Source organism: Rhizobium album, assembly GCF_003122325.1.
In the GTDB taxonomy this organism is placed as follows: domain Bacteria; phylum Pseudomonadota; class Alphaproteobacteria; order Rhizobiales; family Rhizobiaceae; genus Metarhizobium; species Metarhizobium album.
This window is the reverse complement of the sequence record NZ_QFBC01000006.1, coordinates 202615-228911: the sequence shown is the minus strand read 5'-3', so window position 1 is coordinate 228911 and position 26297 is coordinate 202615. Positions and strand designations below refer to the sequence as shown.

General features: G+C 62.5%; 28 protein-coding genes. 12 read left to right on the top strand and 16 right to left on the bottom strand.

The features are described from left to right. Positions 1 to 27: 27 nt before the first annotated feature. Positions 28 to 651, bottom strand: a complete 624-nt coding sequence (locus tag DEM27_RS15680; protein WP_109459189.1) for a glutathione S-transferase family protein — start codon at positions 649 to 651, stop codon at positions 28 to 30. Positions 652 to 816: 165 nt separating this feature from the next. Further along, complete coding sequence (locus tag DEM27_RS15675; protein ID WP_109459188.1) at positions 817 to 2031, bottom strand: NADP-dependent isocitrate dehydrogenase; 1215 nt, start codon at positions 2029 to 2031, stop codon at positions 817 to 819. A 225-nt stretch (positions 2032 to 2256) separates the two neighbouring features. Between DEM27_RS15675 and DEM27_RS15670 the strand changes: the two genes are divergently transcribed. The 4 genes from DEM27_RS15670 (at position 2257) to murI (ending at position 6501) form a co-directional block, all read left to right on the top strand. Then, entirely contained in the window at positions 2257 to 2796 is a 540-nt protein-coding gene (locus tag DEM27_RS15670) for a hypothetical protein (RefSeq protein ID WP_109459187.1), read from the top strand. Between the two features lie 10 nt (positions 2797 to 2806). Beyond that, positions 2807 to 4822 carry an FUSC family protein gene (locus DEM27_RS15665; protein ID WP_109459186.1) on the top strand — a complete coding sequence of 672 codons (2016 nt, stop codon included), beginning with the start codon at positions 2807 to 2809 and terminating at the stop codon, positions 4820 to 4822. Between the two features lie 67 nt (positions 4823 to 4889). Further along, positions 4890 to 5720 (top strand): RNA methyltransferase, encoded by an 831-nt coding sequence (locus tag DEM27_RS15660; RefSeq protein ID WP_109459185.1) that lies wholly within the window; start codon positions 4890 to 4892, stop codon positions 5718 to 5720. Further along, positions 5692 to 6501: a glutamate racemase gene (gene murI, locus DEM27_RS15655; protein WP_109459184.1), complete on the top strand. Its 810-nt coding sequence runs from the start codon at positions 5692 to 5694 to the stop codon at positions 6499 to 6501. The genes DEM27_RS15660 and murI overlap by 29 nt, the downstream gene beginning before the upstream one ends. An 81-nt stretch (positions 6502 to 6582) precedes the next feature. Here murI and DEM27_RS15650 read toward each other — a convergent pair whose 3' ends face one another. From DEM27_RS15650 to DEM27_RS15620, 7 genes are all read right to left on the bottom strand, one after another. Beyond that, the gene (locus DEM27_RS15650; protein WP_420028829.1) at positions 6583 to 7137 is read right to left on the bottom strand and encodes an OmpA family protein; all 555 of its coding nucleotides are present in this window, start codon (positions 7135 to 7137) and stop codon (positions 6583 to 6585) included. 102 nt (positions 7138 to 7239) lie between these two features. Continuing rightward, positions 7240 to 7803 carry a GNAT family N-acetyltransferase gene (locus tag DEM27_RS15645; RefSeq protein WP_109459182.1) on the bottom strand — a complete coding sequence of 188 codons (564 nt, stop codon included), beginning with the start codon at positions 7801 to 7803 and terminating at the stop codon, positions 7240 to 7242. 1 nt (position 7804) lies between these two features. Next, the gene (sseA, locus tag DEM27_RS15640; protein ID WP_109459181.1) at positions 7805 to 8659 is read right to left on the bottom strand and encodes a 3-mercaptopyruvate sulfurtransferase; all 855 of its coding nucleotides are present in this window, start codon (positions 8657 to 8659) and stop codon (positions 7805 to 7807) included. Between the two features lie 17 nt (positions 8660 to 8676). Next, a complete protein-coding gene (locus DEM27_RS15635; RefSeq protein WP_109459180.1) occupies positions 8677 to 9414 on the bottom strand; it encodes an alanyl-tRNA editing protein in 738 nt (245 codons plus the stop codon). 8 nt (positions 9415 to 9422) lie between these two features. After that, complete coding sequence (locus tag DEM27_RS15630) at positions 9423 to 10460, bottom strand: cysteine synthase A (protein ID WP_109459179.1); 1038 nt, start codon at positions 10458 to 10460, stop codon at positions 9423 to 9425. A 235-nt stretch (positions 10461 to 10695) separates the two neighbouring features. Continuing rightward, positions 10696 to 10986, bottom strand: coding sequence for a type II toxin-antitoxin system ParD family antitoxin (locus tag DEM27_RS15625; protein ID WP_128755518.1), 291 nt, complete (start codon positions 10984 to 10986; stop codon positions 10696 to 10698). Positions 10987 to 11050: 64 nt separating this feature from the next. Continuing rightward, positions 11051 to 12310 carry an SAM-dependent methyltransferase gene (locus DEM27_RS15620; protein ID WP_109459177.1) on the bottom strand — a complete coding sequence of 420 codons (1260 nt, stop codon included), beginning with the start codon at positions 12308 to 12310 and terminating at the stop codon, positions 11051 to 11053. Between the two features lie 165 nt (positions 12311 to 12475). On the opposite strand from DEM27_RS15620, the gene DEM27_RS33610 reads away from it, so the two are divergent. Then, on the top strand, positions 12476 to 12757 hold the full coding sequence (locus tag DEM27_RS33610) for a hypothetical protein (protein ID WP_128755517.1): 282 nt from the start codon (positions 12476 to 12478) through the stop codon (positions 12755 to 12757). Here the strand turns inward: DEM27_RS33610 and DEM27_RS15615 are convergent. From DEM27_RS15615 to DEM27_RS15595, 5 genes are all read right to left on the bottom strand, one after another. Beyond that, positions 12741 to 14204 carry a cryptochrome/photolyase family protein gene (locus DEM27_RS15615; protein ID WP_109459176.1) on the bottom strand — a complete coding sequence of 488 codons (1464 nt, stop codon included), beginning with the start codon at positions 14202 to 14204 and terminating at the stop codon, positions 12741 to 12743. The two genes, DEM27_RS33610 and DEM27_RS15615, sit on opposite strands and share 17 nt — an antisense overlap. Before the next feature lie 134 nt (positions 14205 to 14338). Continuing rightward, on the bottom strand, positions 14339 to 14524 hold the full coding sequence (locus tag DEM27_RS15610) for a hypothetical protein (protein ID WP_109459286.1): 186 nt from the start codon (positions 14522 to 14524) through the stop codon (positions 14339 to 14341). A gap of 169 nt (positions 14525 to 14693) precedes the next feature. Continuing rightward, positions 14694 to 14873 (bottom strand): hypothetical protein, encoded by a 180-nt coding sequence (locus tag DEM27_RS15605; protein WP_109459175.1) that lies wholly within the window; start codon positions 14871 to 14873, stop codon positions 14694 to 14696. 136 nt (positions 14874 to 15009) lie between these two features. Further along, the gene (locus DEM27_RS15600) at positions 15010 to 16014 is read right to left on the bottom strand and encodes an inorganic phosphate transporter (RefSeq protein WP_109459174.1); all 1005 of its coding nucleotides are present in this window, start codon (positions 16012 to 16014) and stop codon (positions 15010 to 15012) included. After that, entirely contained in the window at positions 16014 to 16658 is a 645-nt protein-coding gene (locus DEM27_RS15595) for a DUF47 domain-containing protein (RefSeq protein ID WP_109459173.1), read from the bottom strand. Before DEM27_RS15595 ends, DEM27_RS15600 begins: the two co-directional genes overlap by 1 nt. A gap of 147 nt (positions 16659 to 16805) precedes the next feature. Here DEM27_RS15595 and DEM27_RS15590 point away from each other — a divergent pair, with 147 nt between their 5' ends. Beyond that, a complete protein-coding gene (locus tag DEM27_RS15590) occupies positions 16806 to 18452 on the top strand; it encodes a Na/Pi cotransporter family protein (protein ID WP_109459172.1) in 1647 nt (548 codons plus the stop codon). Between the two features lie 24 nt (positions 18453 to 18476). Here the strand turns inward: DEM27_RS15590 and DEM27_RS15585 are convergent, their stop codons facing one another. Then, positions 18477 to 19205, bottom strand: a complete 729-nt coding sequence (locus DEM27_RS15585; protein ID WP_109459171.1) for a response regulator — start codon at positions 19203 to 19205, stop codon at positions 18477 to 18479. Between the two features lie 135 nt (positions 19206 to 19340). Here DEM27_RS15585 and DEM27_RS15580 point away from each other — a divergent pair, with 135 nt between their 5' ends. The 6 genes from DEM27_RS15580 to ccoP all read left to right on the top strand — a co-directional run bounded on the left by DEM27_RS15580 (position 19341) and on the right by ccoP (position 25844). Beyond that, a complete protein-coding gene (locus DEM27_RS15580; protein WP_109459170.1) occupies positions 19341 to 20090 on the top strand; it encodes a helix-turn-helix domain-containing protein in 750 nt (249 codons plus the stop codon). A 22-nt stretch (positions 20091 to 20112) separates the two neighbouring features. Beyond that, positions 20113 to 22035: a hybrid sensor histidine kinase/response regulator gene (locus DEM27_RS15575; protein WP_109459169.1), complete on the top strand. Its 1923-nt coding sequence runs from the start codon at positions 20113 to 20115 to the stop codon at positions 22033 to 22035. Positions 22036 to 22451: 416 nt separating this feature from the next. Further along, positions 22452 to 24071, top strand: a complete 1620-nt coding sequence (gene ccoN / locus DEM27_RS15570) for a cytochrome-c oxidase, cbb3-type subunit I (protein ID WP_109459168.1) — start codon at positions 22452 to 22454, stop codon at positions 24069 to 24071. A 10-nt stretch (positions 24072 to 24081) separates the two neighbouring features. After that, positions 24082 to 24813, top strand: coding sequence for a cytochrome-c oxidase, cbb3-type subunit II (gene ccoO, locus DEM27_RS15565; protein ID WP_109459167.1), 732 nt, complete (start codon positions 24082 to 24084; stop codon positions 24811 to 24813). Between the two features lie 12 nt (positions 24814 to 24825). Further along, positions 24826 to 24978, top strand: a complete 153-nt coding sequence (locus DEM27_RS15560) for a cbb3-type cytochrome c oxidase subunit 3 (RefSeq protein WP_109459166.1) — start codon at positions 24826 to 24828, stop codon at positions 24976 to 24978. A gap of 2 nt (positions 24979 to 24980) precedes the next feature. Beyond that, positions 24981 to 25844 (top strand): cytochrome-c oxidase, cbb3-type subunit III, encoded by an 864-nt coding sequence (gene ccoP, locus DEM27_RS15555; protein ID WP_109459165.1) that lies wholly within the window; start codon positions 24981 to 24983, stop codon positions 25842 to 25844. Between the two features lie 154 nt (positions 25845 to 25998). On the opposite strand, the gene DEM27_RS34035 is transcribed toward ccoP, so the two are convergent. Next, entirely contained in the window at positions 25999 to 26175 is a 177-nt protein-coding gene (locus DEM27_RS34035) for a hypothetical protein (RefSeq protein ID WP_165823448.1), read from the bottom strand. Between the last annotated feature and the right edge of the window lie 122 nt (positions 26176 to 26297).

Here is a 26297-nt window from a genome sequence, read left to right as displayed (position 1 = left end):
TGCCGTGCCGCGCGCCTCCCACCGGTTTCAGCCTGCCTGTTTCGGCATCTGCGCGTCGTCGAGGGCGTTGGCACGCTTGTAGGCTTCGCGTTCGCTGACGCGGCCCCAATAATCGAGGAAGGCCGGTCGTTTTTCGATGGTGCCGAAACCGATACCCCAGCCGATATGCGAGCCGACATAGACATCCGCGGCGCTGAAACGGTCGCCGGCGATGTAGGGGGAGGCGGAGACGGCAGCCTCGAGCGTTTCCATGACGTCGCTCATGCGTCCGCAGCCGGCCATGCGCAGCTTGTCCTCGGGAATCTGGAAGCCGAGCGCGTTGTTGACCACCGCCATCTCCAGCGGCCCGGCCGCGAAGAACATCCAGCGATAATAGCTGCCGCGCTTGTCGGTCGGCGGCGCAAGCCCTGCCTCGGGAAAGGCGTCGGCGAGATAGGCGCAGATCGCCGCGCATTCGGTGACGACTTTATCGCCGTGCCTGATCGCCGGCACCTTGCCCATGGGATTGACGGCCTTGTAATCCGCCGATTTCATCGCGCCGCCGAAGGACAGGTATTCCGTCTCGTAGGGCGCGCCGGTTTCCTCCAGCATCCAGCGGGCAATTCGGCCGCGCGACATCGGGTTGGTGTAGAATGTCAGCTTCGCGGTCAATGGTGCCTCCTCTTGGCTCTCGTCGAACCTGCAATGCAAAGAAGTGCATTGCAAGCCGGTCCAGGCAGATTTGGGGCGGCATTGACCGGCATCAAGCCATGGCCTGCAAAAGAAAACGGCGGGGAAAACCCCGCCGTCGCATATCTTGCCGGTTTGCCTGAAGCCTCAGGCGGCCATGGCCTTCTGCAGGTTCTCGTCGATCTTGTCGAGGAAGGCGGTGGTCGACAGCCACGGCTGGTCGGGGCCGATCAAGAGCGCCAGGTCCTTGGTCATGAAGCCGCTTTCGACGGTGGCGACGCACACCGTTTCCAGCGTCGAGGCAAACTTCGCGAGGTCGGCATTGTCGTCAAGCTTGGCGCGGTGTGCGAGGCCGCGGGTCCAGGCGAAGATCGAGGCGATCGAGTTCGTCGAGGTTTCCTGGCCCTTCTGGTGCTGGCGGTAGTGGCGGGTCACGGTGCCGTGGGCGGCTTCGGCTTCCACGGTCCTGCCGTCGGGCGACAGCAGGACGGAGGTCATCAGGCCGAGCGAACCAAAACCCTGTGCAACGGTGTCGGACTGTACGTCGCCGTCGTAGTTTTTGCACGCCCAGACGTAGCCGCCGGACCATTTTAGCGCCGAAGCGACCATGTCGTCGATCAGGCGGTGTTCGTAGGTGATGCCGATTTCGTCGAACTTCGCCTTGAATTCTGCCTGGTAGACTTCCTCGAAGATATCCTTGAAGCGGCCGTCATAGGCTTTCAGGATGGTGTTCTTGGTCGACAGGTAGACCGGCCACTTGCGCATCAGGCCGTACATCATCGAGGCGCGGGCGAATTCGCGGATCGATTCGTCGAGGTTGTACATCGCCATCGCAACGCCGGCGCCGGGGGCGTCGAACACGTCCTTCTCGATGACCTCGCCGTCCTCGCCGACGAACTTGATCGACAGCTTGCCCTTGCCAGGGAACTTGAAGTCGGTTGCCTTGTACTGGTCGCCGAAGGCGTGGCGGCCGACGACGATCGGCTGCGTCCAGCCGGGAACGAGGCGCGGCACATTCTTGCAGATGATCGGCTCGCGGAAGATGACGCCGCCGAGGATGTTGCGGATTGTGCCGTTCGGGCTCTTCCACATCTGCTTGAGGTTGAATTCCTTGACGCGGGCCTCATCCGGCGTGATCGTCGCGCACTTGATGCCGACGCCGTGTTTCTTGATGGCGTGCGCGGCGTCGATGGTGACCTGGTCGTTGGTGGCGTCGCGGTTTTCGACCGACAGGTCGTAATATTCGATGTCGAGATCGAGATAGGGAAGGATCAGCTTGTCCTTGATCGCCTGCCAGATAATGCGGGTCATCTCGTCGCCGTCGAGATCGACGACCGGATTTGCTACCTTGATCTTCTGCATGAAAAGCCTCTTGAGCGCTTGGGGGAACGGGTCCCGGGAGGGTGAAGTCAAATCCCGTGCGCTATAGCACTGTCGCCCCGGAACGCAAAGCCGGCAACGACCGGAGGTCTGCTTTTTTGAGAGAAGCCGCCACAGAGGCGTCATGCTCTTTCGAGATTGTCAAACCCCGGCGAGTCGCTACTCTCCGGCCCGACTCACTCTCCGGTAAAACAAGGATTTGCCGTCATGCGCACCGTCGTCCTCGCTTCCTTCCTGTGCTTTTCCTCCTGCCTGGCATCCGGCGCCGCCCTGGCCGGCGATCCTGCCGTTCCGGTGCGCGAAGTGATGGATGCGACCACCACCAACTGGCAGGAGGGCGATCACGAGTTTCAGGATCTGTTCGACGAGCCCCGTCTCGGACGCCTCTACAGCAAGGATTTCGTCGAAAAATACCGGGCCGCCGCCAAGTTTCCGGCCTATGACGAAGGCACGTCGCCGTTCGACTACGACGTGATCGTCAACGGCCAGGACGGCTGCCCGCTGCAGGACACGGCCATTGCCGTCAAGGGACCGAAGGATGGAGCGACGGAAGTGGACGCGACCTTCAAGAACATGAGCTGTGCCGGCACCGAGCCGGAATATCAGAAGGTCTCGACGGTAAAGTTCCTGGTCGTCGAGGAGGGCGGCAAGCCCGTCATCGACGACATCCTGACGGAAAATTTCGATGACGGGAATTTTTCATCGCTAAAGGGCATCATGGTGGAGATCGCAAAGCAGGGAGGCTGAGATCGCCCTACTGACGGAGACCGGAAAGCAGCCCTCGCGCCACGCCGGGCTGCAGATTCGCGACTGGCTGCTTGCCAACGATCCGGCATTTTCGCGCCTGCGGCTCGGATTGCGCGTTACGCTGACGATCGTCATCAGCACACTTCTGCTGGCCGCGGTGCACATCTTTGCCATGCCGTTGCCGCCGGCCGCCTATTCGATCGGCATTGTCCTGTCGATCCAGGGCGGGCTGACGGTGCGGGATATTTCTGCTGCCGACCAGTTGAAGACGCGGGCGATCGGTTGTCTCGTCGCGGTGGCGGCGATAGCGCTCGCGGCGGCGCTGGAGCCGTGGCGCCTGGTTTCGGATGTCGCCTTCCTCGCCATCATTTTCGCCGCGTCGCTGCTCAGGGCGTTCGGAACGCGCTGGGCGGCTGTCGGCATGTTCGCCTTCATGTCCTATTTCATCGGTGCCTATCTGCATCCGGCGATAGCCGACATTCCTTCCGTGGCGCTCGGTGCGGTGACGGCTGCGGCAACGGCGCACATCGTCCGCATCCATCTCCTGCCGGACGACTGGCGCCGCGATTTCCTGCGCGCCATGGTGAGCGTGCTCGGCCGGGTGGATCGTATCGTCGCGGCCCTGCTTGCCATCGCCGAGAAGGGCGAATGGACGGCGGAGGATCGCGCCGAACTGAACCGGCTGGAGGAACGCCTGAAGGAGGCGGTGCTGATGGCCGATGGATTGGTGCCCGTCAGCCGCACCGGAGCTTTGCCGGAAGAGGACGATCCGGCGGCCGACATCGGCCTGCGGCTGTTTGACCTGCATCTTGCCGCCGAAAGCGCCATCGTGCTGAGCCGGCAGGGGCTGCCGCGCCCGGTCCTGCTGCAAGCCCTTCTCGGCCACGACGAACAGGCTATCGAATGGGAGGCGGCGATCGAGGAGAAGGACGAACGGCTGGCCGAGACGGTTCGCGCGCTGCTCTGGCTGCAGGCTGCGCGGGCGGCCGCGGTCACGACGATGGCGGCAATCGAGGCCAGTGATTTCCACGGGCTTGCGCAGCCGGAAACGATGCCTGCGCCGGCAGCGGCGAAGCCGGAATGGTCGCTGCGCAACCCCGCCTTGCGCACGGCGTTGCAGATGACGCTTGCTTCGGGAATTGCCATGGTCTTCGGGCTGATGCTGTCGCGCGATCGCTGGTTCTGGGCGGTGCTTTCGGCCTTTCTCGTCTTCACCAACACCAATTCACGCGGCGATACGGCGATCAAGGCAGCACAACGGTCCGGCGGCACGCTGCTCGGCATCGCCTGCGGCATGCTGCTCGCCACCGTGCTCTCCGGTTTCCCGGTGCCTGCCGTCCTGTTCGCCATCCTCTGCGTTTTCCTGGCATTCTACTGGCTGCAGGTCTCCTATACGGCGATGACCTTTTTCGTCTCGATCGTCATCTGCCTCGTCTACGGCCTGACGGGGGCGCTGACATTGGATCTGCTGCGGTTGCGGCTGGAGGAAACGGTGATCGGTACCCTGGCCGGTGCCGGCGTCGCTTTCCTGGTGTTGCCGACCCGCACGCAATCGGCGCTCGATACGGCACTGAACAAATGGTTCGACACGCTGCGCCAGCTGCTCGACACCAGCACCACCGGCCCCACCGGCGCAGACCTGATCGGCCTGTCGAAAAAACTCGATGCTGCCTACCGCGATGTGGCGACCGCCGCCCGGCCGCTCGGCGTTTCCTGGCAGATCGTCACCCGGCCGGGCCATATTCGCCAGACGCTGGCAATCCTCATGGCCTCGACCTACTGGGCGCGCGTCTTTTCCAGCCGTTTCGCTTTTGCCGGCGAGGGGGAGCGGATGGCTGTTCAGCCGGCGATCGCGGCAACGCTCCTTTCCCTGGAGCGGGTCGCCGCCAAGGGAACGACAAGCTTCTTCATCAAACGCAAGGCGCCGGCGGCGGGCGGGCGGCATCTGCCGCTGTCGCATCAGGGGTCGAGGCTCGGCATCGAGATGCTGAACGCCTCGCTGGATCGGATGCATCCCGAGAGGTAAGGCTTGCCGAGCGCGCGTGAGGGCGATATTGCGGCATATCTACGCGATCTCAAGGAATTTTTGGCCAATGGCAGGCACCAACAGCGAACGCGAACTTCTGACCGGCGGGCCGGCGATCGTTCTCGTCGAACCGCAACTCGGCGAAAACATCGGCATGGTGGCACGCGCCATGGCGAATTTCGGCCTGTCGGAATTGCGCCTCGTCAATCCGCGCGACGGCTGGCCGAGCGAGAAGGCGCGCTCCGCCGCCTCCAAGGCCGACCACGTCATCGACGGCGTCACGGTGTTCGAGACGCTGGAGGCGGCGATCGCCGACCTGAATTTCGTCTATGCCACCACGGCGCGGGAGCGTTACGGTTTCAAGCCGGTGCGCGCGCCGGTCGTCGCTGTCACGACGCTGCGGCAACGGTATGTCTCCGGCGAAAAGACCGGCATCCTGTTCGGCCGCGAACGCTGGGGTCTGACCAATGAGGAAGTGGCGCTGGCCGACGAGATCGTCACATTTCCGGTCAATCCCGCCTTCGCCTCGCTGAACATCGCCCAGGCGGTGCTGCTGATGTCCTATGAATGGATGAAGTCCGGCATGGAGGACCTCGGCGAAACGCCGTTCCAGCCGGTCGAGCAGCGTCCTGCCCGCAAGGACGAGCTGTTCGGCCTTTTCGACCACGTCGAGGAGGCGCTGGATGCGCGCGGCTATTTCCGCCCCGCCGCCAAAAAGCCGAAAATGATCGACAACTTGCGGGCCGCTCTCTCCCGGCGGGCTTTCACCGCCCAGGAAATCAATATCTTTCGCGGCGTGATCTCGTCGCTCGACCGGTTTTCGCGGCAATCGCCGCGCGGAGCGGGGGCGCCGCAGGCAGGGGACAAGGATGGTGACGACGGCCACGAAGACGCTTGAACCGAAACCCGTTCTCGTCTTCGATTCCGGCATCGGCGGATTGACGGTGCTGCGTGAGGCGCGGGTGCTGATGCCGGAGCGCAGCTTCGTCTACGTCGCCGACGATGCCGGCTTTCCCTATGGCGGCTGGGAGGAGGACGCGTTGCGCGCCCATATCCTCGACCTTTTTGCCAGGCTCCTGGAGGAGCACGATCCGGAAATCTGCATCATCGCCTGCAACACCGCCTTCACGCTGGTCGGCTCCGATCTGCGCGCCGCCTTTCCCGAGATGACCTTTGTCGGCACGGTGCCGGCGATCAAGCCCGCGGCCGAACGCACCCGCTCCGGTCTGGTCTCGGTGCTCGCCACACCGGGCACCGTCAAGCGTGCCTACACCCGCGACCTTATCCAGTCCTTCGCCACGCAGTGCCATGTGCGCCTTGTTGGCTCCCAAAATCTCGCGCGCATGGCGGAAGCCTATATTCGCGGCGAGGCGGTCGCCGACGGCGATGTGCTCTCCGAAATCGAGCCGTGCTTTCTGGACAGCGATGGCCGCAAGACCGATATCGTCGTGCTCGCCTGCACCCATTATCCGTTCATGGCCAATGTCTTCCGCCGCCTCGCGCCCTGGCCGGTCGACTGGCTGGACCCCGCCGAAGCCATCGCCCGGCAGGCGCGCCGCAAGGTGCCGCTCATCGACAACGCCGAACACCCCGACGGTTTCGATCTCGCCGTCTTCACCTCGGGAAATCCGGATTTTTCGACGCGACGGCTGATGCAAGGGTTTGGGTTGCGGGTCTGACGCCGCATTGCCGGGAATCGACAGCGGCTCTTCGAACCTTTCGAAGAGCCGCCTTGCAGACCCCGATAGCGTTGTCTGAACTTACCGAAGGAATTCGTCGATGCGGCGTAGCGTGACACGGCGGTTGCGCCATTCCTCGCGCTCGGTCGGCACCAGCAGGTATTCCTCGCCGTAACCGACGGTTTCCAGCGCGCGTTCGGGGATGCCGAACTCTTCGACCAGAACCCATTTCAGCGCTTCGGCCCGGTCCTCGGAAAGCACCTGGTTGGAGGCGGCCGAACCGACGGCATCGGTATGGCCTTCGATCAGGAAGCGGGCGCCGCGACGCCGGCGGGTGATGCGCTGCAGGGCGTTGGCGATGATGCGCACCTTGCGATATTCCGAGCGGGCGATCTGCGACGAGCCGAACTCGAAATTGATCGACTGGATGTCGATCGACGGCGCGCGGTCGCGCAGTTCGCGGCGGTGCTTGAATTCGCGGATGGTGACCCGTTCGTCCGGCCGTACGCGGCGGCTCGGCGCTGCATCGAGACGGCGGATGATCGCGTCTTCGGACGGGGTTTCCTGGGCAAAAGAAATCCCGGGCGCGACGGCGAGGGCGGCAAGCCCGGTGAGGAAGAAGCGGCGGTTCATGATGTCGGTCCCTCTCTATCTGCTGAGGGTTGCAATTTCGCATGCCGAAGCTGAAGAGCCGATGAACCACCCATTCATGCGCCGGCCATGAAGGTAAACCGCCGTTTACATTTGTCGGGCGAATGCAAGAAGTTCGGCATCGCTCAATGGCAGGATGCTGCCGCTGCTGGTAGAGACCGGCGAGAAGCCGAACATCTGGTAGAGTTGCAGGGCGCGCGGATGGTCGAGATTGTTGGTGGTGGTCACCACCTTCTTCGGATTGGCCTGCCAGGCAGAATACAGCGCCTGCAGCAGGAACCACTTGCCGATGCCGAGCCCGAGCGCATGCTCCATCAGGCCGAAATGGATCAATTCGACGGTGTGCTCGTCGCTATTGAGCAATTCGAAAAAGCCGGCCGGCGCTCCGTTGACGTAAAGCACGGTGATGCTGTTGGCCTGGGAGTGGATGGCGGCCGCCAGTTCTTCGTCGCTCATTCGCAGCCGGTCGACCCAATGCCATCGGGCTCCCACCTGACGGTAGAGATAGCGATAGAAGGCGAGCGGGATATCCGGCGTGCGCATGATCGCGGTCTGGATATTGACGGGCACCGGCAGGCTAGCCTTCGGCGGCGCCGTCATTTCCAGGCGGGTGATGTGAACCGGGAGCGCTACAGGCTTCTTGGCAGCCATGTCATTCCTTACCCGTCACCACGGCGGTATCCTCCCGGCTGCCCCATTCGGACCAGGAGCCGTCATAGAGCTTGTTGTCGGCATGATCGAGCGATTCGAGCGCCAGCGTGATGATGGCAGCGGTGATGCCGGAACCGCAAGTGGTGACGACCGGTTTCGACAGGTCGATGCCGGCGTCCGTAATCGTCCGGCGCAATTCCGGCAGCGACTTGAAATGCCCCTTGTCGGAAAAGACGCCGGAGGGAAGGTTTTTGGCGCCGGGCATATGGCCGGAGCGCATGCCGGCGCGGGGCTCGGGTTCAGTGCCGGCAAAGCGGCCGGCGCTGCGGGCATCGGCGACCTGCATCGTGCCTTCGGCGACGATTTCCTCCATGGCTTCGAAGGAAACGACGCGGTCGGCATTAAAATTCACCGCAAAGGTGACCGGCGCGGGCTTGGGGACATCGGTCTCCAGCGGCCGGCCCTCGGCCTTCCAGCCGTCGAGGCCGCCGTCGAGCACGAAGACGTTTTTCGCTCCCATTGTGCGGAACAGCCACCAGACGCGCGGCGCGGCAAAGATGCCAGGGCCATCGTAGACGACGATGCGATCCGTCTCGCGGATGCCGAGCTTGCCGACTTCGGCGGCAAATTCCTGCGGCGAAGGCACGGTGTGCGCCAGGGGCGAGGAATGATCGGCGATCTTGTCCTGATCGAAACGGAGGGCGCCCGGAATGTGGCCGGCGGCATATTCGGCATCGGCGTTGCGGTTCTGCGCCGGCAAATAGAAGGAGGCGTCGAGGACACGCAGGTCCGGGCTGCCGAGTTCCGCCTGCAGCCAGTCGGCCGAAACGACGAAACGGCTCTTGGTCTCGCTCATGGGATTCTCCTCGTCTATCAGGCGTTGTCGCCGGGCGTTCCGAAACGGATGCGGAACCGGCGGTTCTCCTTGCCCTTTTTCTCGATCTTCGAGATGTAGATCGCTCCGACCTCCTGGGTTTCGGAGACATGCGTGCCACCGCAGGGCTGGCTGTCGATGGCAGAATTTTCGCCGATGCAGACAAGGCTGACACGGCCGAGCCCGACGGGCGGGCGAACGTTCTTCGACTTGACGATGCCGGGATTGGCGGCCAGTTCCTCGTCGGTGATCCATTGCAGGTAGACCGGGTGGTTCTGGTTGACCAGTTCCATCATCTTCGCCGTCACCGCATCCTTGTCAGCGACTTCGCCCATGTCGATGTCGACGCGGCTTTCATCCTCGCCCACGGCAGCGCCGGTGATCGGGTAGGGGCAGACCACGGACAAGAGGTGGCAGGCGGTGTGCATGCGCATCAGCTTGTAGCGGCGCGGCCAGTCGATGTGCAGCACCAGCTTTTCACCGACGAGCGGTGCTGCTTCGCCTTCGAGCGGCACGTGGAGGATGATGTCTTTGGTCGCGCCGGTCTTCGTCTGTCCGAGCGCGATCTTCGAGCCGTCGGCCCGTTCGAGAAATCCGGTGTCGCCCGGCTGGCCGCCGGAGGTGGCATAAAAGCAGGTCTGGTCCAGTTCTATGCCGCCGTCCTCATGGACGGCCGTTACCACCGCTTCGCAGGTCGACAGGTAAAAATCATCTCGAAACAGGGCATTGACGGGCATGGGATCACTTATGCGGCTTCGTAGGGGACGGAAATATCCGGTGTCCTAGCCATCCAGGCCGGAATGGGCAGGCCCTTGGAGGTCAGGAAGTCGGGGTTGAAAAGCTTCGATTGGTAACGATTGCCATAATCGCAAAGGATGGTGACGATCGTATGGCCCGGACCGAGGTCGCGGGCAAGCCGGATGGCGCCGGCAATGTTGATGCCGGTCGAGCCGCCGAGGCAGAGACCTTCCTTTTCGGTGAGGTCGAAAATCAGTGGCAGTGCTTCGGAATCGGGAATGTTGTAGGCGAAGTCCGGCGTAAAGCCGTCCAGGTTGGCGGTGATGCGGCCCTGGCCGATGCCTTCGGTGATCGACGAACCTTCGCTCTTCAGCTGGCCGTTCCTGTAGAATTCGTAGAGGGCGGCACCGTCCGGATCGGCGATGCCGATCTTCACCTTGTCGGAAAAGCCGCGCAGGCCGGCCGCGACGCCGGCCAGCGTGCCGCCCGAGCCGACGGCGCAGACGAAACCGTCGATCTTGCCGTCGGTATCCTTCCAGATTTCCGGCGCCGTGGTATCGATATGGGCCTGGCGGTTGGCGACGTTGTCGAACTGGTTGGCCCAGATGGCGCCGTTGGGCTCGGTCTTCGCGAGCTGTTCGGCAAGCCGGCCGGATACCTTCACGTAATTGTTGGGGTTCTTGTAGGGAACTGCGGGAACTTCGACCAGCTCGGCGCCGAGAAGACGCAACGCGTCCTTCTTTTCCTGGCTCTGGGTTTCCGGGATGACGATGACGGTGCGATAACCGAGCGCCTTGGCGACGAGCGTCAGGCCGATGCCGGTATTGCCGGCCGTACCCTCGACGATGACGCCGCCGGGCTTCAGCAGGCCCTTCTTTTCGGCGTCGCGGATGATGAAGAGGGCGGCGCGATCCTTGACCGACTGGCCGGGGTTGAGGAATTCGGCCTTGCCGAGAATGGTGCAGCCGGTGGCTTCGGAGGCTCCCTTGAGACGGATCAGCGGCGTGTTGCCGATTGCTTCCAGAACGGAGGGATGAAACGCCATGTGGTCGTGCCTTTTCGTTTGACGATAAGAATAGGTGCCGTCTTTTCGGTTCACAAGGACGCGATGGCAAGAAATTCTGTTTCGCTGAGCGACGACCCGCGGCAAAATTTGTCTTGAACTGCCGAATCCGGCTTCCAGTTGCCCGTCACGCTCGCGTGATCGGCCTGCTGGGCGCTGGCCTTTCATCGAACGTCCATGCAGAGCGCGGGAGTGCCGGTTGTGATCGGCGGTCTCTTCAGTGCGGCCCGTGCCGGACGGCATTCTTGCGGTTTTCGATGAAGTGGTGCATCTCCCGGTCCGCCTCCTTCTCGGAAAGGCTTGGCCGGGTATCCTCCATCGAGGTGCGCAGGCGCCGGCCGATGCTGTCGGCCTCCCGCGTCTCCTGCATGCGTCTGTGCTGCCAAAGCCGCACGGCGTCTTCGAGCGCGTCCTCGACGGTGGCAAACTCGCCGCTTTCGACACAGGCGCGAAGGGCCTGCCAGATTTGCGGTGTGACTGTGACGTGTCTCTCTGGCGTTTTCGGCATCGGACCCATCCTTTGCTGCTTGGTCTGTAACGACAAAGACCGGCTCCGCACGGTCCGGAACGGGTTAGGCCTTGGTGAAAACCACCTGCCGCACATCGATGTTGCGGGCGCGGAATCCGGCTTCGCAATAATAGAAATAGAACTCCCAGAGCCGGCGGAAACGTTCGTCGAAGCCAAGCGGCTTCAGCCGGTCCCAGACCGACCAGAAGCGTTCGCGCCATTCTCCGAGCGTGCGGGCGTAATCGAGGCCGAAGCCGAAATCCCTGGTCAGCGCCAGATCCGCCTTGCGGCCCAGTTCGGCCAGGTGGTCCGGTGTCGGCAGCATGCCGCCGGGGAAGACGTAGCGCTGGATGAAATCGGGATTGTCGCGGTATTCCTGGTAGGATTCCGGCTTGATGGTGATGATCTGCAGCCCCGCCTTGCCGCCGGGTTTCAAACATTGCTTCAGCTTGCCAAAATAGGTCGGCCAGTATTTTTCGCCGACGGCCTCGAACATCTCGATCGAGACGATGCGGTCGTAGAGGCCGGTCTCATCGCGATAATCCTGGAATTTCAGATCGACCTTCTCCGACAGGCCGGCGCGTGCGATACGCTCCTGCGCGTATTTCAGTTGTTCGCGGCTGATGGTCAGCCCGGTTACCTTGCAGCCGATCTCCGACGCGGCGAATTCGGCGAAACCGCCCCAGCCGCAGCCGATTTCCAGCACATGGTCGCCGGAACGGATGCCGGCGGCCTCCGCCAGCGCGCGGTATTTTGCCGTCTGTGCCGAGCGCAGGTCGTTGGCACCGGTCGAATAGATCGCCGAGGAATAGGTCATCGTCGGATCGAGCCATTCCTTGTAGAAATCGTTGCCAAGGTCGTAATGGGCGGAAATGTTGCGTTTCGAACCGGTTTTGGTGTTGGCGTTGCGCCAGTGGCGGAAACGTTCGACCAGTCGCAATATGCCGCGGGCGCCGTTGGGAATGTTCGAGCCGACCTTGTCGTTGACAAGGAACAGTTCCATGAAGGCCCCGGCATCCGGGCTGTCCCAGTCGCCGTCCATGTAGCTTTCGGCGACGCCGATGGTTCCGCCGGTGAGCGCCCGTTGCGGCAGGTTCCAGTTGTTGAGGCGGATGGCGGCAGCCGGTCCCTGCTTCTTGCCCTTGACCAGCAGGCTGCGGCCGTCAGGCAGGTTGAGGGCGAGCGATCCGTATTCGAGATGGGCCAGCCCGCGCAGGATGATCTGCGCCTTCGCCGGCAGGCCTTTGAGGGCGCGTGAAATATTTTCCGCCGAAAGGTGCTCGGCATTCCTGAAAAGCATATCCCAGACGGGCGTGTTCATCATTGAACGGTCTCCAGCAATCATCGCCTGTGCATGACCGGGCTATGAGGGCGCAATGCCTTGGTGCCGCCATATCCCGGACACAATTTCGCCTAACTTAACCTCGGTTTTCCGCATCGACAAACGAAGAATCGCATCCGGCTTGCTGTTTTGTCCGGGAAAGAGGGCGTGGAACCATCCAGCCTCCCTTATTCACAAATTCTATGCCTGCCGACGAACGCCGACGGTAAGCGCACAGGCTTGCCAGCCGAAAATCTCAACGCCGGCAACGGGTTCTGGCATCGCTTTCCGGCATGCCCCGGCGGATCTTCTTCCGAAGGGTATCTTCCTGAAAGGATAGCGCAGCTTCCAGCCGATGAAAGGCAATCCGTGGAAATTTTTTTCCTGACGGTTTTCGGCAAAATGCCAAGAGGAAAAATCGGCGCCGGTCTCGTCAGGACTGGTCCTTGAGCGCACCGTAGGCGGCAAGTGCCGCCGTTCGCGCCTTGCCATGGTCGACGATCGGCTGGGGATAAGTTTCCCCCAGGGCGATGCCGGCCTTTTCCAATGCCTTGGCGGGCGCCTCGAACGGGCGGTGGATATATTTGTCGTCCAATCCGGCGAGTTCGGGCACGAATTGCCGCACATAGGTGCCTTCGGGATCGAATTTCTCACCTTGCAGGATCGGATTGAAGATGCGGAAGAACGGCGAGGCATCGGCGCCGGTGCCGGCGACCCATTGCCAGTTGGCGCTGTTGGAGGCCCGATCGGCATCGACCAGCGTCTCGCGAAACCAGCGTTCGCCCTCGCGCCAGTCGATCATCAGGTCCTTGACGAGGAAGGAGGCGGCGATCATCCGCACGCGGTTGTGCATGAAGCCGTGGCGCCAGAGCTGGCGCATGCCGGCATCGACGATCGGATAGCCGGTTTTGCCTTCGGTCCAGCGGCGGAAGGCTGTTTCATCGCCATGCCAGCGGAGATGGTCGAAGCGGCTGTTCCAGTTCTTGTCGGCGAGGTTGGGGAAGTGGAAAAGCAGGTGGTAACAGAACTCCCGCCAGGCAAGCTCCTTGCGGAAGCGCACCAGATCGCCGCCGGAAACGTTTCGCCCACGCGTAGCGTGCCAGATGCGATAGGGCGATATTTCACCCATTGCGAGATGCGGCGACAGAAGGGATGTTGCTGGCCTTGCCGGGAAATCGCGGCCTGTTTCGTAGCCGTCGAGCCCGTCCTCCAGGAAAGTTTCGAGCTTTTCGAGGGCAGCGGCTTCCCCAGGTGTCCAGACCTCGGGAAAGGCCGATGCCCAGTCGGGCTTTTGCGGCAGAAGGCCAAGGCTCTTCAGCGTTTCGGAATCGGGCCAGGAGGACGGCGCTTCGAGGCTCTCGGGCGCGTCGACCGGTTCGCGCGGTTCGCCGCAGCGCTCCAGCGTTTTCCAGAACGGCGTATAGACGCGGTAAGGTCCGCCGCTTCCCGTCAGCAGCCGGGCCGGATCGTGCAGCAGCTGGCCGGCGTGGCTCTCCGTCTCGATGCCGTCTTCGGCAAGTGCCGCCGAGACTGCGCGGTCGATGGAAGCAGCCGGCGGATCGCGGCGGTGGTTGCAGATGATTTTCCGGGCGCCCGTCTGCCGGCAGAGGTCTTGCAGTTGCGGCAGTGCTTTACCCTTGCGGATCACCAGTCGGCTGCCGAGCGCGCGCAGCCGGTCGTCGAGCGCGGCGAGGGAGTGATGCAGCCACCAGTCCTGCGCCGATCCGAGCGAGCCCGCCTGCCGGTCGTCGGCATCCCATATATAGACCGGAACCACCGGCTGGCCGGCGCGTGTCGCCGAGACGAGGGCAAGATTGTCGTCGAGCCTGAGATCCTTGCGAAACCACAGGAGGACGGCGGAGGAAACCTGCGCGGACAATGAAAGACCCCGGATCATGATGGGACGATGCTCCGGTTGCCGGAGCGAGGGGAGGGACGATCCGAAAACCCCGCTGCCAGGGCGGCGATCGACCATTTAGGATCGGTTCGGCAAGTGCAAGCGGTTAAGACACTTGCCTTGCCTGGACTGGATCAGCGGAAAACCGCGCTGCGGCGGGCATTGGAGAGAAGTTCGGCCCGCGTCGCAAACCCGCCGAACAGGGTGACGAGGCGCTCCTCTTCATCTTTTTTGAGACGGTGGCGCCTGGCGAAATCCCTGACGCTCAAAACTTCCTGCAGGCCGGATTTTTGCACCTGCTCCGCTTCCACATGCTTCATGAAAAGCCCCATAAAAACAAGTCTTCACCCGGAATGTCACAAGGTAACGCCAGCTTGGTAAAATTGTTCCAAACAAATTAAACAACGGCGATGAGTTTTATTGATTTTTTAAATCGGCCATAAAACATGGCGCCTGCCGGAGAAGCGGCCGGCAGGCGAGGCCGGCATATCAAGCCGCTACCGTCGTCGTTTCCGGCGTCCTGCCCTTGGCGCGCATCAGGATGTCGAGATCGACGCTGGATGGACCGAATTTTGCAAAGAGCATCTGGGCTTCTTCTGCGGTCAATCCGTATTTTTCCATGAACTGTTCAAACGTATAGGCTGCCCCGCGGATCTGCTTCGGAGTCATCTCGGCTTCCTTTCATTTTTATTCAAAGGATAGTTGAGATCTAGGGCATTTCCGGCGGAGGAAAAGGTCTGCGAGGTCTGCGGCGAAACGGCCCGGGAGCAATCATGCGCCGCAAGGCCGTCCATCTGTCCGGTTTTCAGCCAAAAAACCCGGCGACGAAATAAAAGCCGGCGGAAATCATGGCGGCGGCGGGCAGGGTGACGACCCAGGCGACGACGATGTTGCCGGCCAGGCCCCAGCGAACGGCGGTGACGCGGCGTGCCGCGCCGACGCCGATGATCGCGCCGGTGATGGTGTGGGTGGTCGAGACCGGGATGCCGAGCCAGGTGGCGCCGAACAGCGTCAGCGCCCCGCCGGTCTCGGCGCAAAACCCCTGCATCGGGTTGAGCCGGGTGATCTTCGACCCCATCGTATGGACGATGCGCCAGCCGCCGAACAGCGTGCCCAGCGCCATGGCCGACTGGCAGGTGATGACCACCCAGAACGGCACGTAAAAGCTCTCGCCGAGATAGCCCTGCGAAAACAGGAGCACGGCGATGATGCCCATGGTCTTCTGCGCGTCGTTGCCGCCGTGGCCGAGGGAATAGAGCGAGGCGGAGACGAACTGCATGATGCGGAAGGTGCGATCGACGGCAAACGGTGTCTGCCGCACGAAGATCCACGAGACGGCCAGCACCAGCACCAGCGCCAGGAAGAAACCGATGGCCGGCGACATGAAGATCGCTGCCCCGGTTTTCAAAAGGCCGCCCCAGACGATCGATGAAAACCCCACCTTGGCAAGCCCGGCGCCGACCAGGCCGCCGATCAGCGCATGCGAGGAACTGGAGGGGATGCCGAAGACCCAGGTGATGATGTTCCACAGGATGGCGCCCATCAGGGCTGCAAAAATCACCTGCGGCGAAACGATGTGGGGATCGATGATGCCGGTGCCCAGCGTTTCGGCGACATGCAGGCCGAAGAACATGAAGGCGATGAAATTGAAGAAGGCGGCCCAGGCGACGGCATATTGCGGCCGCAGCACGCGGGTGGAAACGATGGTGGCGATGGAATTCGCCGCATCATGCAGGCCGTTGAGGAAATCGAAGAACAGCGCGATGCCGATCAGGCCCGCGAGCAGCGGAAAGGCAAGGGAGGCTTCCATCAGACGTTCTCGATCACGATGCCGCTGATTTCGTTGGCGACGTCCTCGAAGCGATCGACGACCTTTTCCAGTTCGCCGTAGATTTCGCTGCCGATCATGTAGGCCATGGCGTTGCCCGCCACGCCGTGGCGCTGGAAGAGGTCGCGCAGGCCGCGGTCGTAGAGATCGTCGGAACGGCCCTCGACGCGGGTGACCTCCTCGGCGATGCTCGAAAGCCGCTGGGCGTTGGCGCCGACCTTGTTGAGCAGCGGTATCGCCTCGGCAACGAGATGGGCGGCTTCGACGACGGCCTTGCCCATCTCTTGCATTCCGGGGTCGAAGCTGGTCTGCTGGTAGAGGCGGATGGTTTTTACCGTCTTGTGCATCATGTCGATGGCGTCGTCCATCGACTGGATCAGGTCCTTGATGTCGCCGCGGTCGAACGGAGTGATGAAGCTGCGGCGCACGGCAAGCAGCACGTCGCGGGTGATGTCGTCTGCCTCGTTTTCGAGGGCGACGATGCGTTTGCAGTTGCCGTCGATGTCGTTGCCGGAAAGCAGCGCGTTCAATGCCTCGGCAGCGCCGACCACCGTGCGTGAATGCTGCTCGAACATATCGAAGAAGCGGTCCTCGCGGGGCAGCAGTTTCCGGAACAGTGAGAGCATGTGGGACTTCCTCGATGTCGCTGAAAGTGTCATAAAACTGTCATAAAAGACAAACACCGCGAAAGGAACCGCTGTAAACTCAAAAGCTTTCATGAGTCGCGCGAATAGCGCGATCTCCACAGCCAAACGATCCAGGAGGAGCAAGCCATGACATCTGCGATCGTCATGATCAATCTGTTCGGAGCGGTTGCCCTGCTTCTGTTCGGCTTGCGTCAGGTGAAGGACGGCGTCACGCAGGCTTTCGGCTTGCGTTTGAGGACCGGTTTGGCGCGGGGGACGAGGGGAAGCTTCCGCTCCTTCGTTTCCGGCCTGCTGGCGACGCTTGCCCTGCAGAGTTCGACGGCAACGGCGTTGATAGCCTCCTCCTTCGTCGAGCGGCGGCTGATCGAGCCGCGCATGGCGCAGGTGGTGCTGCTCGGCGCCAATGTCGGCACGGCGATCACCGCCTGGATCGTGGCGACCGGCATCGAATGGCTGTCGCCGCTTCTGGTGATCACCGGTTTCGTTCTCTTCCGCAGCGGCTCCTCGCCACGGCAGGGTGTCGGCAACGCGCTGATCGGCATCGGCCTGATGCTGCTTTCCCTGCATCTGCTGGGCATGGCCACCGAGCCGATGCGCGAATCGGCGGCGCTCGTCGCCTTCATCCGCCTGCTGGAAGATGCCTGGCCGGTCGCCTTGCTGCTGTCGGCCGGCATTGCCTGCGCTTCGTCGTCGAGCCTGGCGATGGTCGTGCTCATCCTGTCCATCGCCGCAACCGGCGTTTTGTCGCCGGGCCTCGTCATCGCGCTGGTGCTCGGCGCCAATCTGGGCGGTGCCGTTTCCCCGGTGCTGGCGACGCTCTCGAGCGCGCCGGCCGTGCGCCGGCTGATGGTCGGCAACCTGCTGGTCCGGGCGCTCGGCTGTGCGCTCGTCCTGCCCTTCGCCGCCTACGAAGGCCGGTTGCTGGCGTCACTGCCTCTGTCCGTGGCACACCTGCCGGTCGATGCGCACCTGATCTTCAACATCGTGCTGGCCGTCGTCGCCCTGCCGTTCTCGCGGCTGCTCTCGGTGGCCATGCTGCGGTTGATTCCCGACAAGGACGCCGAGCCGGATGGGCCGCGTTTCCTCGACAAGGATGAACTCGCCACGCCGGTCGTCGCCCTGACGAGCGCGACACGCGAAGTTCTGGGTGTCGGCGACCTGATCGAGCGCATGCTCACCAACGCCGCCGACGCGTTCCAGAAGAACGACCTGACGCGGCTCAAGGACATCCCGACGTTGGAAAAGCAGGTGGACCGGCTGCAGCAGGAGGTGAAGGTCTATCTCTCCAGCCTCGGACGCCGCAGCCTGGACGAGGAACACAGCCGCCGTTCCATCGTCATCATCGATTATGCCATCAATCTGGAGCACATCGGCGACATCATCGAAAAGGGCCTGTCGGAAGAGGTGAGCAAGAAGATCAGCAAGGGTCTGCGCTTTTCGGAAGACGGGTTCGAGGAACTGCTTGGCCTGTTCAACCTCACCACCGAGAACCTGCGCATCGCCCAGACGATTTTCGTCACCCGCGATTTCACCCTGGCGAAGCGGCTGATGGAGGTGAAGGTGGAAGTTCGCCGGCTGGAGAAGATTTCATCCGAGCGGCATCTGCAGCGTCTCAGGGACGACAAGCCGGAAAGCTTCCAGACCAGTTCGCTGCATCTCGATATCCTGCGCGACCTGAAGCGTATCAACGCCCATATCGTCTCCGTCGCCCATCCGATCCTCGACGAAAGCGGCCTCCTGATCGAAAGCCGCCTACAGTCGCGGGCTTCGTGACGCCCGGGCCGGGTTTGAACGCCGTCAGTCCAGCCTTCCGGTGAAGACGTAGCCGACGCCGCGGACGGCCTTGATGAATTGCGGCCGTTTCGGGTCGGTTTCGATCTTGCGGCGCAGCCGGACGATCTGCGCGTCGATCGTCCGGTCGAAGGCTTCCAGATTGCGTCCGCGCGTCATGTCCATCAGCACCTCGCGGGTCAGGACGCGGCCGGCATGGCGCAGGAATGCCACTAGCATGTCGAATTCGCCCGTGCTGAGTTCCACCTCGTTGCCCTCGGGGTCGAGAAGCCGGCGACGAACGAGATTGAGTTTCCAATCCTCGAAGCCGATGGTTTCCTCCGTCTGCGGCTCGGGCTGGTGAGCGGCAGGCTTGCGGCGGCGCAGGATCGATTTCAGCCGCGCATGCACCTCGCGCAGGTGAAAGGGTTTGGCGATGTAATCGTCGGCGCCCACTTCCAGGCCGACGATCCTGTCGACGACATCGTCGCGGCCGGTCAGCATCATGATCGGCACGTCGGATTGCGCCCGGATCTCGCGGGCGAGATCGAGTCCGTCCTGTCCGCCGGGCAGCACCAGGTCGAGAAGGATGATGTCGAAGTTCCGCTGGCGGAGATGATCGCGCATCTCCGCTCCGTTCGCGGCGCCTGTCACGGCATAACCTTCGTCCAGAAAATACGTGGTGAGCAGCTGACGGATCCGCGGATCGTCATCGACCACAAGAAGATGGGCCTCGTGGCGGGAGGAAACGGACATATTCGAACCTGGCGGACCGGCCGGAAACCGGTTTGTTACAAACTGTTACACGATCGCACCGTGTCTAACATGCGGCTCATTCGCGTGTCACCTGCGTATTGTCAATTATCCGCATCGAAAACGCGGAGATACATCATGTTGCAGGCACGCTCGATTCATCTGGTCGTGGACAATCGCGACGGCGTTGCGCTCGGTGTCCAGCCGACGAGTCTGAGTGATCTGTTCGTCCGCCAGCCCGTCGAGCAGCTTTCCGCCGGCCAGGCGCTGTTCTTCGAAGGTGATGCCGCCAGGCATCTGTTCCGGGTGATCTCGGGCACGATCAGGATTTTCAAGATCATCTCGGACGGCCGGCGCGTGATCACCCGTTTCCTGCATGCCGGCGACATCATCGGCGTCTCCCTCAAGGATGTCTATCTCAACAGCGCCGATGCGATCGGCGACGCCTGTGTTCAAAGGGTTTCCCGCAAGACGCTGGAGCAGGAACTGGTGCGCACGCCGGAACTGGGGCCGGAAATGTTTGCGCGGATGTGCGATGAACTGGCCGCCCAGCAGGACCAGATGGTGCTGCTGTCGCGCAAGAATGCCGAAGAGCGGCTCTGTACCTTCCTGCGCGCGGAGATGCGCCGGGCTGCGGCGAACGGTGCGATCGGCGCCATGCTCGAACTGCCGATGACACGGCTGGACGTTGCCGACTATCTCGGCCTGACGATCGAAACCGTGTCGCGGACGCTGACCAAGCTGGCCAACAAGGGCATCCTGTCGATCTCCGGCCGCCATGTCGTGCGCATTATCCGGCAGGCAGCCCTTGCGCAGCTCTGCGGAGATGACGATGAATACGCCGGCGAGCGCAATATGGTCGCTTGCTGGGCGCGGCAGCACCACTGAGACTGCCAGTATCGAAGGTAGAATGAACGACGCGACGAAGACCAAACTCACCACGAAGGCGGACCTTGACGAAATTGCCCGCCTTCTCGATGAGGCAAACCTGATTTTTCATGGCCTTTCCGGCGTCATCAGTCGCTGGACGGCCGGTAGTGAGCAGCTTTACGGCTGGTCGCGACAGGAGGCGGTCGGCAAGGTCGTCCATGAATTGCTGGCGACGACCTTTCCCATGCCGCTGGACCAAATTCGCGAAGAGGTTCGCAAATTTGGCTCCTGGCAAGGCGAGGTGGTTCATCGCAGCAAGGACGGGAAGATCGTCTTCGTTGCCAGCCGCTGGGTTCTGACCCAGCCCTCTGCCGATTCGGAACCGGTGATCATTCAGACCAACAACGACGTGACCGACATGAAAAGAGCGCAAAACGATCTGGCGGAGAGAGAGGCGCATCTTCGCTCCATCCTCGACACCGTGCCCGAATCGATGGTGGTGATCGACGACGTCGGAACGATTTCTTCCTTCAGTGCCGCGGCGGAACGACTGTTCGGCTACAGCGCCGCGGAAGTGTGCGGCAAAAACGTCCGCATGCTCATGCCGTCGCCGGACCAGGAGGCGCATGACGGCTATATTTCCCGCTATCTGCAGACCGGCGAGCGGCGAATCATCGGTTACGGCCGGGTGGTGACCGGGCAGCGCAAGGACGGCTCGCATTTTCCCATGGAGCTTTCTGTCGGCGAGGCGATCGCCAGCGGCAAGCGCATCTTCACCGGCTTCATCCGCGACCTGACGAGCCGCCACAAGATCGAGGAAGAGCTGCGCCAGTCGCAGAAGATGGAGGCGATCGGCCAGCTGACCGGCGGGCTGGCGCATGATTTCAACAACCTGCTCACCGTCATCAGCGGCAACCTCGAAATGATCGAGATGAAGCTGCGCGACGAAAAGCTCCGGCCCCTGCTTCTGGAAGCGCAAAGCGCCGCCGAGGACGGTGCGAAGCTCACGGGCCAGCTGCTCGCCTTCGGCCGGCGCCAGCCGCTCAATCCGAAGCTGGTCGATGTCGGCCAGCTCGTTTCCGGGTTTTCCGACCTGCTGCGTCGCTCCCTGGGCGAGGCGATCGAATTCCGCACGATCATCGCCGGTGCCGCCAACGAGGCGCTGGTCGATGCGTCGCAATTGCAGAACGCGCTCCTGAACCTGGTGCTCAACGCCAGGGATGCCATGCCGCGCGGCGGCAGGCTGGCGGTGGAAATCACCGGCACGCGGCTGGATGCCGATTACGCCCAGATGTATCCGCAGGTTCGCACCGGCGACTACGTGATGATTTCCGTCACGGACACCGGCAACGGCATGACGGAGGAGGTGAAGCAAAGGGCCTTCGAGCCGTTCTTCACCACCAAGGGCGTCGGCTCGGGTACCGGCCTGGGACTGAGCATGGTGTACGGTTTTGCCCGGCAATCCGGCGGCCATGTGCAGCTGTACAGCGAGGTGGGGCAGGGCACCAGCGTGCGTATCTTTCTGCCGGCTGCGCAGAAGGCCGATGCGGCCGCCATCGCGGCGGAGCCGCAATCGACGCTGCGCGCCAGCATGCCGGGCGGTTCGGAAGAAATCCTAGTCGTCGAGGACGATGCCCGCGTGCGCCGTGTCGCCGTGGCGCGGCTGACCGAGCTCGGCTACGGCGTGGTCGAGGCGGAAAACGGCGCCGCGGCGCTCGACCGGCTTCGCGACCATCCGGATATCGCGCTCCTGTTTACCGATATCGTCATGCCGGGCGGCATGACAGGCGACGAGCTTGCCAACCATGTGCGGCAGCTGAAGCCGGCGATCAGAATCCTGTTCACGTCGGGCTACGCCGAGCCGACGATTGCCGGGCGCGAACTGGCGCAGTCCGGAAGCTGGCTCAAAAAACCCTATAGCGCCCGCGAACTGGCGGTGCGGCTGCGCGAACTTCTCGACTGAGCCCGCCGGCGATTCGCCGGCCGCCTCTTCTCCTGTCTCTCTCGGCCTGCGGCAGTGCTTTGGCATGCGGAATGGGGGTGATGCCTGCCTCCTTCTCCCAGTGGCGAGAAGGTCGCGGCAGCGGGATGAGGCGGCGCTGCAAGCGCCATCGCATATCTCCTCATTCGACCCTTCGGGCCATCTTTTCCCTGCCGGGAGAAGGCGAGGCGACGTCGTGCATATGCGAAAACCCTGCCGCTGCGGCATCGGCAAGCAACCCTCCTTATCCCTTCCGAACAATATAAACGACGGGCTTTTCCGCCAACCATCCCGCTCTTGATCTAGGTCAAGGCTCTGACGCTTCCCGCATGTCAGCAGAGATTACCGGGGGTCTGTTTCACCACGGACCCGCTCATCTCGCTTCGGGGGCGATATCAATGAATTATACGTTTTCAACCATAAGCTTGGCTGTCGCAGCCTTTCTGGCACTTCTTGGCGCCGGCATGGCGCACGACAGCCTGTTTTCCGCCCACATGTGGGTGCTTTTCTTCGTATTGCTCGGCAGTGCGATCGTTATGCTGGGGCGGGTCAAGTTCTCTCCGGCGGGCAAGACCCTTCCCCAGCACCCGCCGTCCGAATATTTCGACGACGTCGTCCGCTACGGCGTCATCGCCACGGTCTTCTGGGGCGTCGTCGGTTTCCTGGTCGGGGTGGTGATCGCCTTGCAGCTCGCCTATCCCGAGCTGAACATCGCGCCCTATTTCAACTTCGGACGCATGCGGCCGTTGCACACGTCCGCCGTCGTCTTCGCCTTCGGCGGCAACGCGCTGATCGCCACGTCGTTTTATGTTGTGCAGCGCACCTGTCGGGCACGCCTCTTCGGCGGCAGCCTCGGCTGGTTCGTCTTCTGGGGTTACCAGCTCTTCATCGTCATGGCAGCCACCGGCTACCTGCTCGGTATCACCCAGAGCCGCGAATATGCGGAGCCGGAGTGGTATGTCGATATCTGGCTAACCATTGTCTGGGTCGCTTATCTCATCGCCTTCCTGGGCACGATCCTGAAGCGCAAGGAACCACACATCTACGTGGCCAACTGGTTCTATCTGGCCTTCATCGTCACCATTGCCATGCTGCACGTCGTCAACAATCTGGCGGTGCCGGTATCGTTCCTCGGCTCGCGCAGCTATTCGCTGTTTTCGGGCGTGCAGGATGCGCTGACGCAATGGTGGTACGGCCATAACGCCGTCGGTTTCTTCCTCACCGCCGGCTTCCTCGGCATGATGTACTACTTCGTGCCGAAGCAGGCCAATCGTCCGGTCTATTCCTACCGCCTGTCGATCATTCACTTCTGGGCGCTGATCTTTATGTATATCTGGGCCGGCCCGCACCATCTTCACTATACCGCGCTGCCCGACTGGGCGCAGACGCTCGGCATGGTCTTCTCGGTGATGCTGTGGATGCCCTCCTGGGGCGGCATGATCAACGGCCTGATGACGCTTTCGGGCGCCTGGGACAAGATCCGCACCGATCCGATCATCCGCATGATGATCATGGCCATCGCCTTCTACGGCATGTCGACCTTCGAAGGCCCGATGATGTCGATCAAGGCCGTCAACTCGCTCAGCCACTACACCGACTGGACCATCGGTCACGTGCATTCCGGCGCGCTCGGCTGGGTCGGCATGGTCACCTTCGGCGCAATCTACCACCTGACGCCGAAGCTCTGGGGTCGCGAGCGGCTCTACAGCCTGCGCATGGTCAACTGGCACTTCTGGCTCGCCACGCTCGGCATCGTCGTCTACGCCGCCGTCATGTGGGTCGCAGGCATCCAGCAGGGCCTGATGTGGCGCGAATACGACAGCCAGGGCTTCCTGGTCTATTCCTTCGCCGAAACCGTCGCTGCCATGTTCCCGTACTACCTGCTGCGTGCGGTCGGCGGTGCCCTGTTCCTCGCGGGTGGGCTGGTCATGGCATGGAACGTCACCATGACGATCCTCGGCTACCAGCGCGACGAAGCACCAATGCCGGGCGCCGCCCTCGCACAGCCTGCCGAATAAGGAGACATCCATGTCCATCCTCGACAAACATCAAATCCTCGAGCGCAACGCGACGCTTCTCCTGGTGGGCTCGCTGCTGGTGGTGTCCATTGGCGGCATCGTCGAAATCGCGCCGCTCTTCTACCTGCAGAACACCATCGAGAAGGTGGAGGGCATGCGGCCCTACTCGCCGCTCGAACTCGCCGGTCGCAACATCTACATCCGCGAGGGCTGCTACGTCTGCCACAGCCAGATGATTCGGCCGTTCCGCGACGAGGTGGAACGTTACGGCCACTACTCGCTGGCGGCGGAATCCATGTACGACCATCCGTTCCAGTGGGGATCGAAGCGCACCGGGCCGGATCTCGCCCGTGTGGGCGGTCGCTACTCCAACGAGTGGCACGTACAACACCTGATCCGGCCGCAGGACGTGGTGCCGGAATCGGTGATGCCGGCCTATGCCTTCCTCAAGGAGACGCAACTCGAGATCAACGATGCGTCCGCCGAGCTCAAGGCCAACCGGGCGGTCGGCGTGCCGTACTCCGACGATATGTTCGCCAATGCCGATGCCGACATCAGGGCACAGGCCGATCCGGATGCCGATACGGCAGGACTGCTGGAGCGTTATCCCAAGGCCAAGATCGGCGATTTCGACGGCGATCCGAAGCGGCTGACGGAGATGGACGCGCTCGTCGCCTATCTGCAGATGCTCGGCACGCTGGTCGATTTCTCCACTTACGACGACGCAACCGGTTACCGCTGAGGAGGACATTCGATGGAAACCTATACCGCGATGCGCCACTTCGCCGACAGCTGGGGCCTGCTCGCCATGGCGCTGTTTTTTGTCGCAACGGTGCTTTTCACGCTTCGTCCGGGTGCCCGTAAGGGCGCCCAGGACGCCGCCGACATACCTTTGAAGGATGACTGAGAATGGCTGACAAACATGTTGACGAACTCAGCGGCGTCGAGACAACCGGCCACGAATGGGACGGCATCCGCGAGCTGAACAACCCGATGCCGCGCTGGTGGGTGTGGACCTTCTACGCCACCATTCTCTGGGCGGTCGGTTATGCGATCGCCTATCCCTCGATCCCGCTGATCACCGACACGACGAAGGGCTGGCTGGGATATTCGAGCCGTGCGGAATTCACTGCCGAGGTCGATAGCGCCGCGACGTTGCAGACCACGTTCCTGGAGCAGATCGCTGCCAAGCCCGTGACGGAAATCGATGCCGATCCGACGCTGAGGACGTTTGCCATCGCCGGCGGTGCATCCGCCTTCAAGGTGAACTGCAGCACCTGTCACGGCTCGGGTGCGGCCGGCGGCCCCGGCTTCCCGAACCTCAACGACGACGACTGGCTCTGGGGCGGCAATCTCGACGCGATCTACCATACGATTGCCCATGGTATTCGCGACGATTCCGATGCGGACACGCATTTTTCGGAAATGCCGGCTTTTGCCGGCGTGCTGGAGCCGGAACAGATCCGCGAGACAGCAGCCTATGTCGTCAGCCTGACGGGCACGCCCTCCAACCCGGCGCTGGTCGAAGCCGGCAAGCAGCTCTTCGTCGACAATTGCGCCAGCTGCCACGGCGAAGACGCCAAGGGTAACCGCGAGATGGGCGCGCCCAATCTCGCCGACGCCATCTGGCTGAAGGGCAAGAGCGAGGAGGCGATCATCCGCCAGATCTCCACCCCGAGGCACGGCGTCATGCCGGCCTGGACGGCGCGCCTGGGCGATACGACGGTGAAGCAGCTGGCGATCTTCGTCCATTCGCTCGGTGGCGGCGAGTAGGCTAACCCTCTTCCGACAACCGACGGATCTGCATACCGGCCGGGGCGCGAATGCCCCGGCCGTTATTCATCACCACATGACTCTCGGACCTGTTGCATGATTTCAGCATCGGACAGGTTGGACGAACAGCGCGGAGCCTGCTCGAACATCTCGTTCAGGAAGGCCGGCGTCTCTCGATCGCCTTCCGGTCGGTGGCCGGCTCGGCGGGCAGATGATCCTTCAGCGTTTCCACCACCACTTCGGCGCGTGAATTATGGGTGCGGGCCGAAATGGAATCGATCCGCGACAAAAGGTCGTCCGTCAGTTCTTTTTCCAGCTTGTGCAGACCCATGACGATCTGCCGTTTGGCGTGAAGACAATGTCTTTTGCGGGTTTTCGCCAGCAGGATGGGGCGAGGTGGGCGCCGAAGGATATGCGCGGCATGGCGCCGCACTTGATTTAAGTCAAGGGCAC

Bases quoted from the DNA above. Each gene is read 5' to 3' on its own strand.
- ccoO (WP_109459167.1), top strand. From the start codon at position 24,082: ATGTCCATCCTCGACAAACATCAAATCCTCGAGCGCAACGCGACGCTT.
- DEM27_RS15660 (WP_109459185.1), top strand. From the start codon at position 4,890: ATGGCAGGCACCAACAGCGAACGCGAACTTCTGACCGGCGGGCCGGCG.
- DEM27_RS15645 (WP_109459182.1), bottom strand. From the start codon at position 7,803: ATGGCTGCCAAGAAGCCTGTAGCGCTCCCGGTTCACATCACCCGCCTG.
- DEM27_RS15560 (WP_109459166.1), top strand. From the start codon at position 24,826: ATGGAAACCTATACCGCGATGCGCCACTTCGCCGACAGCTGGGGCCTG.
- DEM27_RS15600 (WP_109459174.1), bottom strand. From the start codon at position 16,014: ATGGAAGCCTCCCTTGCCTTTCCGCTGCTCGCGGGCCTGATCGGCATC.
- DEM27_RS15620 (WP_109459177.1), bottom strand. From the start codon at position 12,310: ATGATGAACACGCCCGTCTGGGATATGCTTTTCAGGAATGCCGAGCAC.
- ccoP (WP_109459165.1), top strand. From the start codon at position 24,981: ATGGCTGACAAACATGTTGACGAACTCAGCGGCGTCGAGACAACCGGC.
- DEM27_RS15575 (WP_109459169.1), top strand. From the start codon at position 20,113: ATGAACGACGCGACGAAGACCAAACTCACCACGAAGGCGGACCTTGAC.
- DEM27_RS15590 (WP_109459172.1), top strand. From the start codon at position 16,806: ATGACATCTGCGATCGTCATGATCAATCTGTTCGGAGCGGTTGCCCTG.
- ccoN (WP_109459168.1), top strand. From the start codon at position 22,452: ATGAATTATACGTTTTCAACCATAAGCTTGGCTGTCGCAGCCTTTCTG.
- DEM27_RS15595 (WP_109459173.1), bottom strand. From the start codon at position 16,658: ATGCTCTCACTGTTCCGGAAACTGCTGCCCCGCGAGGACCGCTTCTTC.
- DEM27_RS15615 (WP_109459176.1), bottom strand. From the start codon at position 14,204: ATGATCCGGGGTCTTTCATTGTCCGCGCAGGTTTCCTCCGCCGTCCTC.
- DEM27_RS15670 (WP_109459187.1), top strand. From the start codon at position 2,257: ATGCGCACCGTCGTCCTCGCTTCCTTCCTGTGCTTTTCCTCCTGCCTG.
- sseA (WP_109459181.1), bottom strand. From the start codon at position 8,659: ATGAGCGAGACCAAGAGCCGTTTCGTCGTTTCGGCCGACTGGCTGCAG.
- DEM27_RS15635 (WP_109459180.1), bottom strand. From the start codon at position 9,414: ATGCCCGTCAATGCCCTGTTTCGAGATGATTTTTACCTGTCGACCTGC.
- murI (WP_109459184.1), top strand. From the start codon at position 5,692: ATGGTGACGACGGCCACGAAGACGCTTGAACCGAAACCCGTTCTCGTC.
- DEM27_RS15580 (WP_109459170.1), top strand. From the start codon at position 19,341: ATGTTGCAGGCACGCTCGATTCATCTGGTCGTGGACAATCGCGACGGC.
- DEM27_RS15585 (WP_109459171.1), bottom strand. From the start codon at position 19,205: ATGTCCGTTTCCTCCCGCCACGAGGCCCATCTTCTTGTGGTCGATGAC.
- DEM27_RS15625 (WP_128755518.1), bottom strand. From the start codon at position 10,986: ATGCCGAAAACGCCAGAGAGACACGTCACAGTCACACCGCAAATCTGG.
- DEM27_RS15675 (WP_109459188.1), bottom strand. From the start codon at position 2,031: ATGCAGAAGATCAAGGTAGCAAATCCGGTCGTCGATCTCGACGGCGAC.
- DEM27_RS15605 (WP_109459175.1), bottom strand. From the start codon at position 14,873: ATGACTCCGAAGCAGATCCGCGGGGCAGCCTATACGTTTGAACAGTTC.
- DEM27_RS15630 (WP_109459179.1), bottom strand. From the start codon at position 10,460: ATGGCGTTTCATCCCTCCGTTCTGGAAGCAATCGGCAACACGCCGCTG.
- DEM27_RS34035 (WP_165823448.1), bottom strand. From the start codon at position 26,175: ATGGGTCTGCACAAGCTGGAAAAAGAACTGACGGACGACCTTTTGTCG.
- DEM27_RS15610 (WP_109459286.1), bottom strand. From the start codon at position 14,524: ATGAAGCATGTGGAAGCGGAGCAGGTGCAAAAATCCGGCCTGCAGGAA.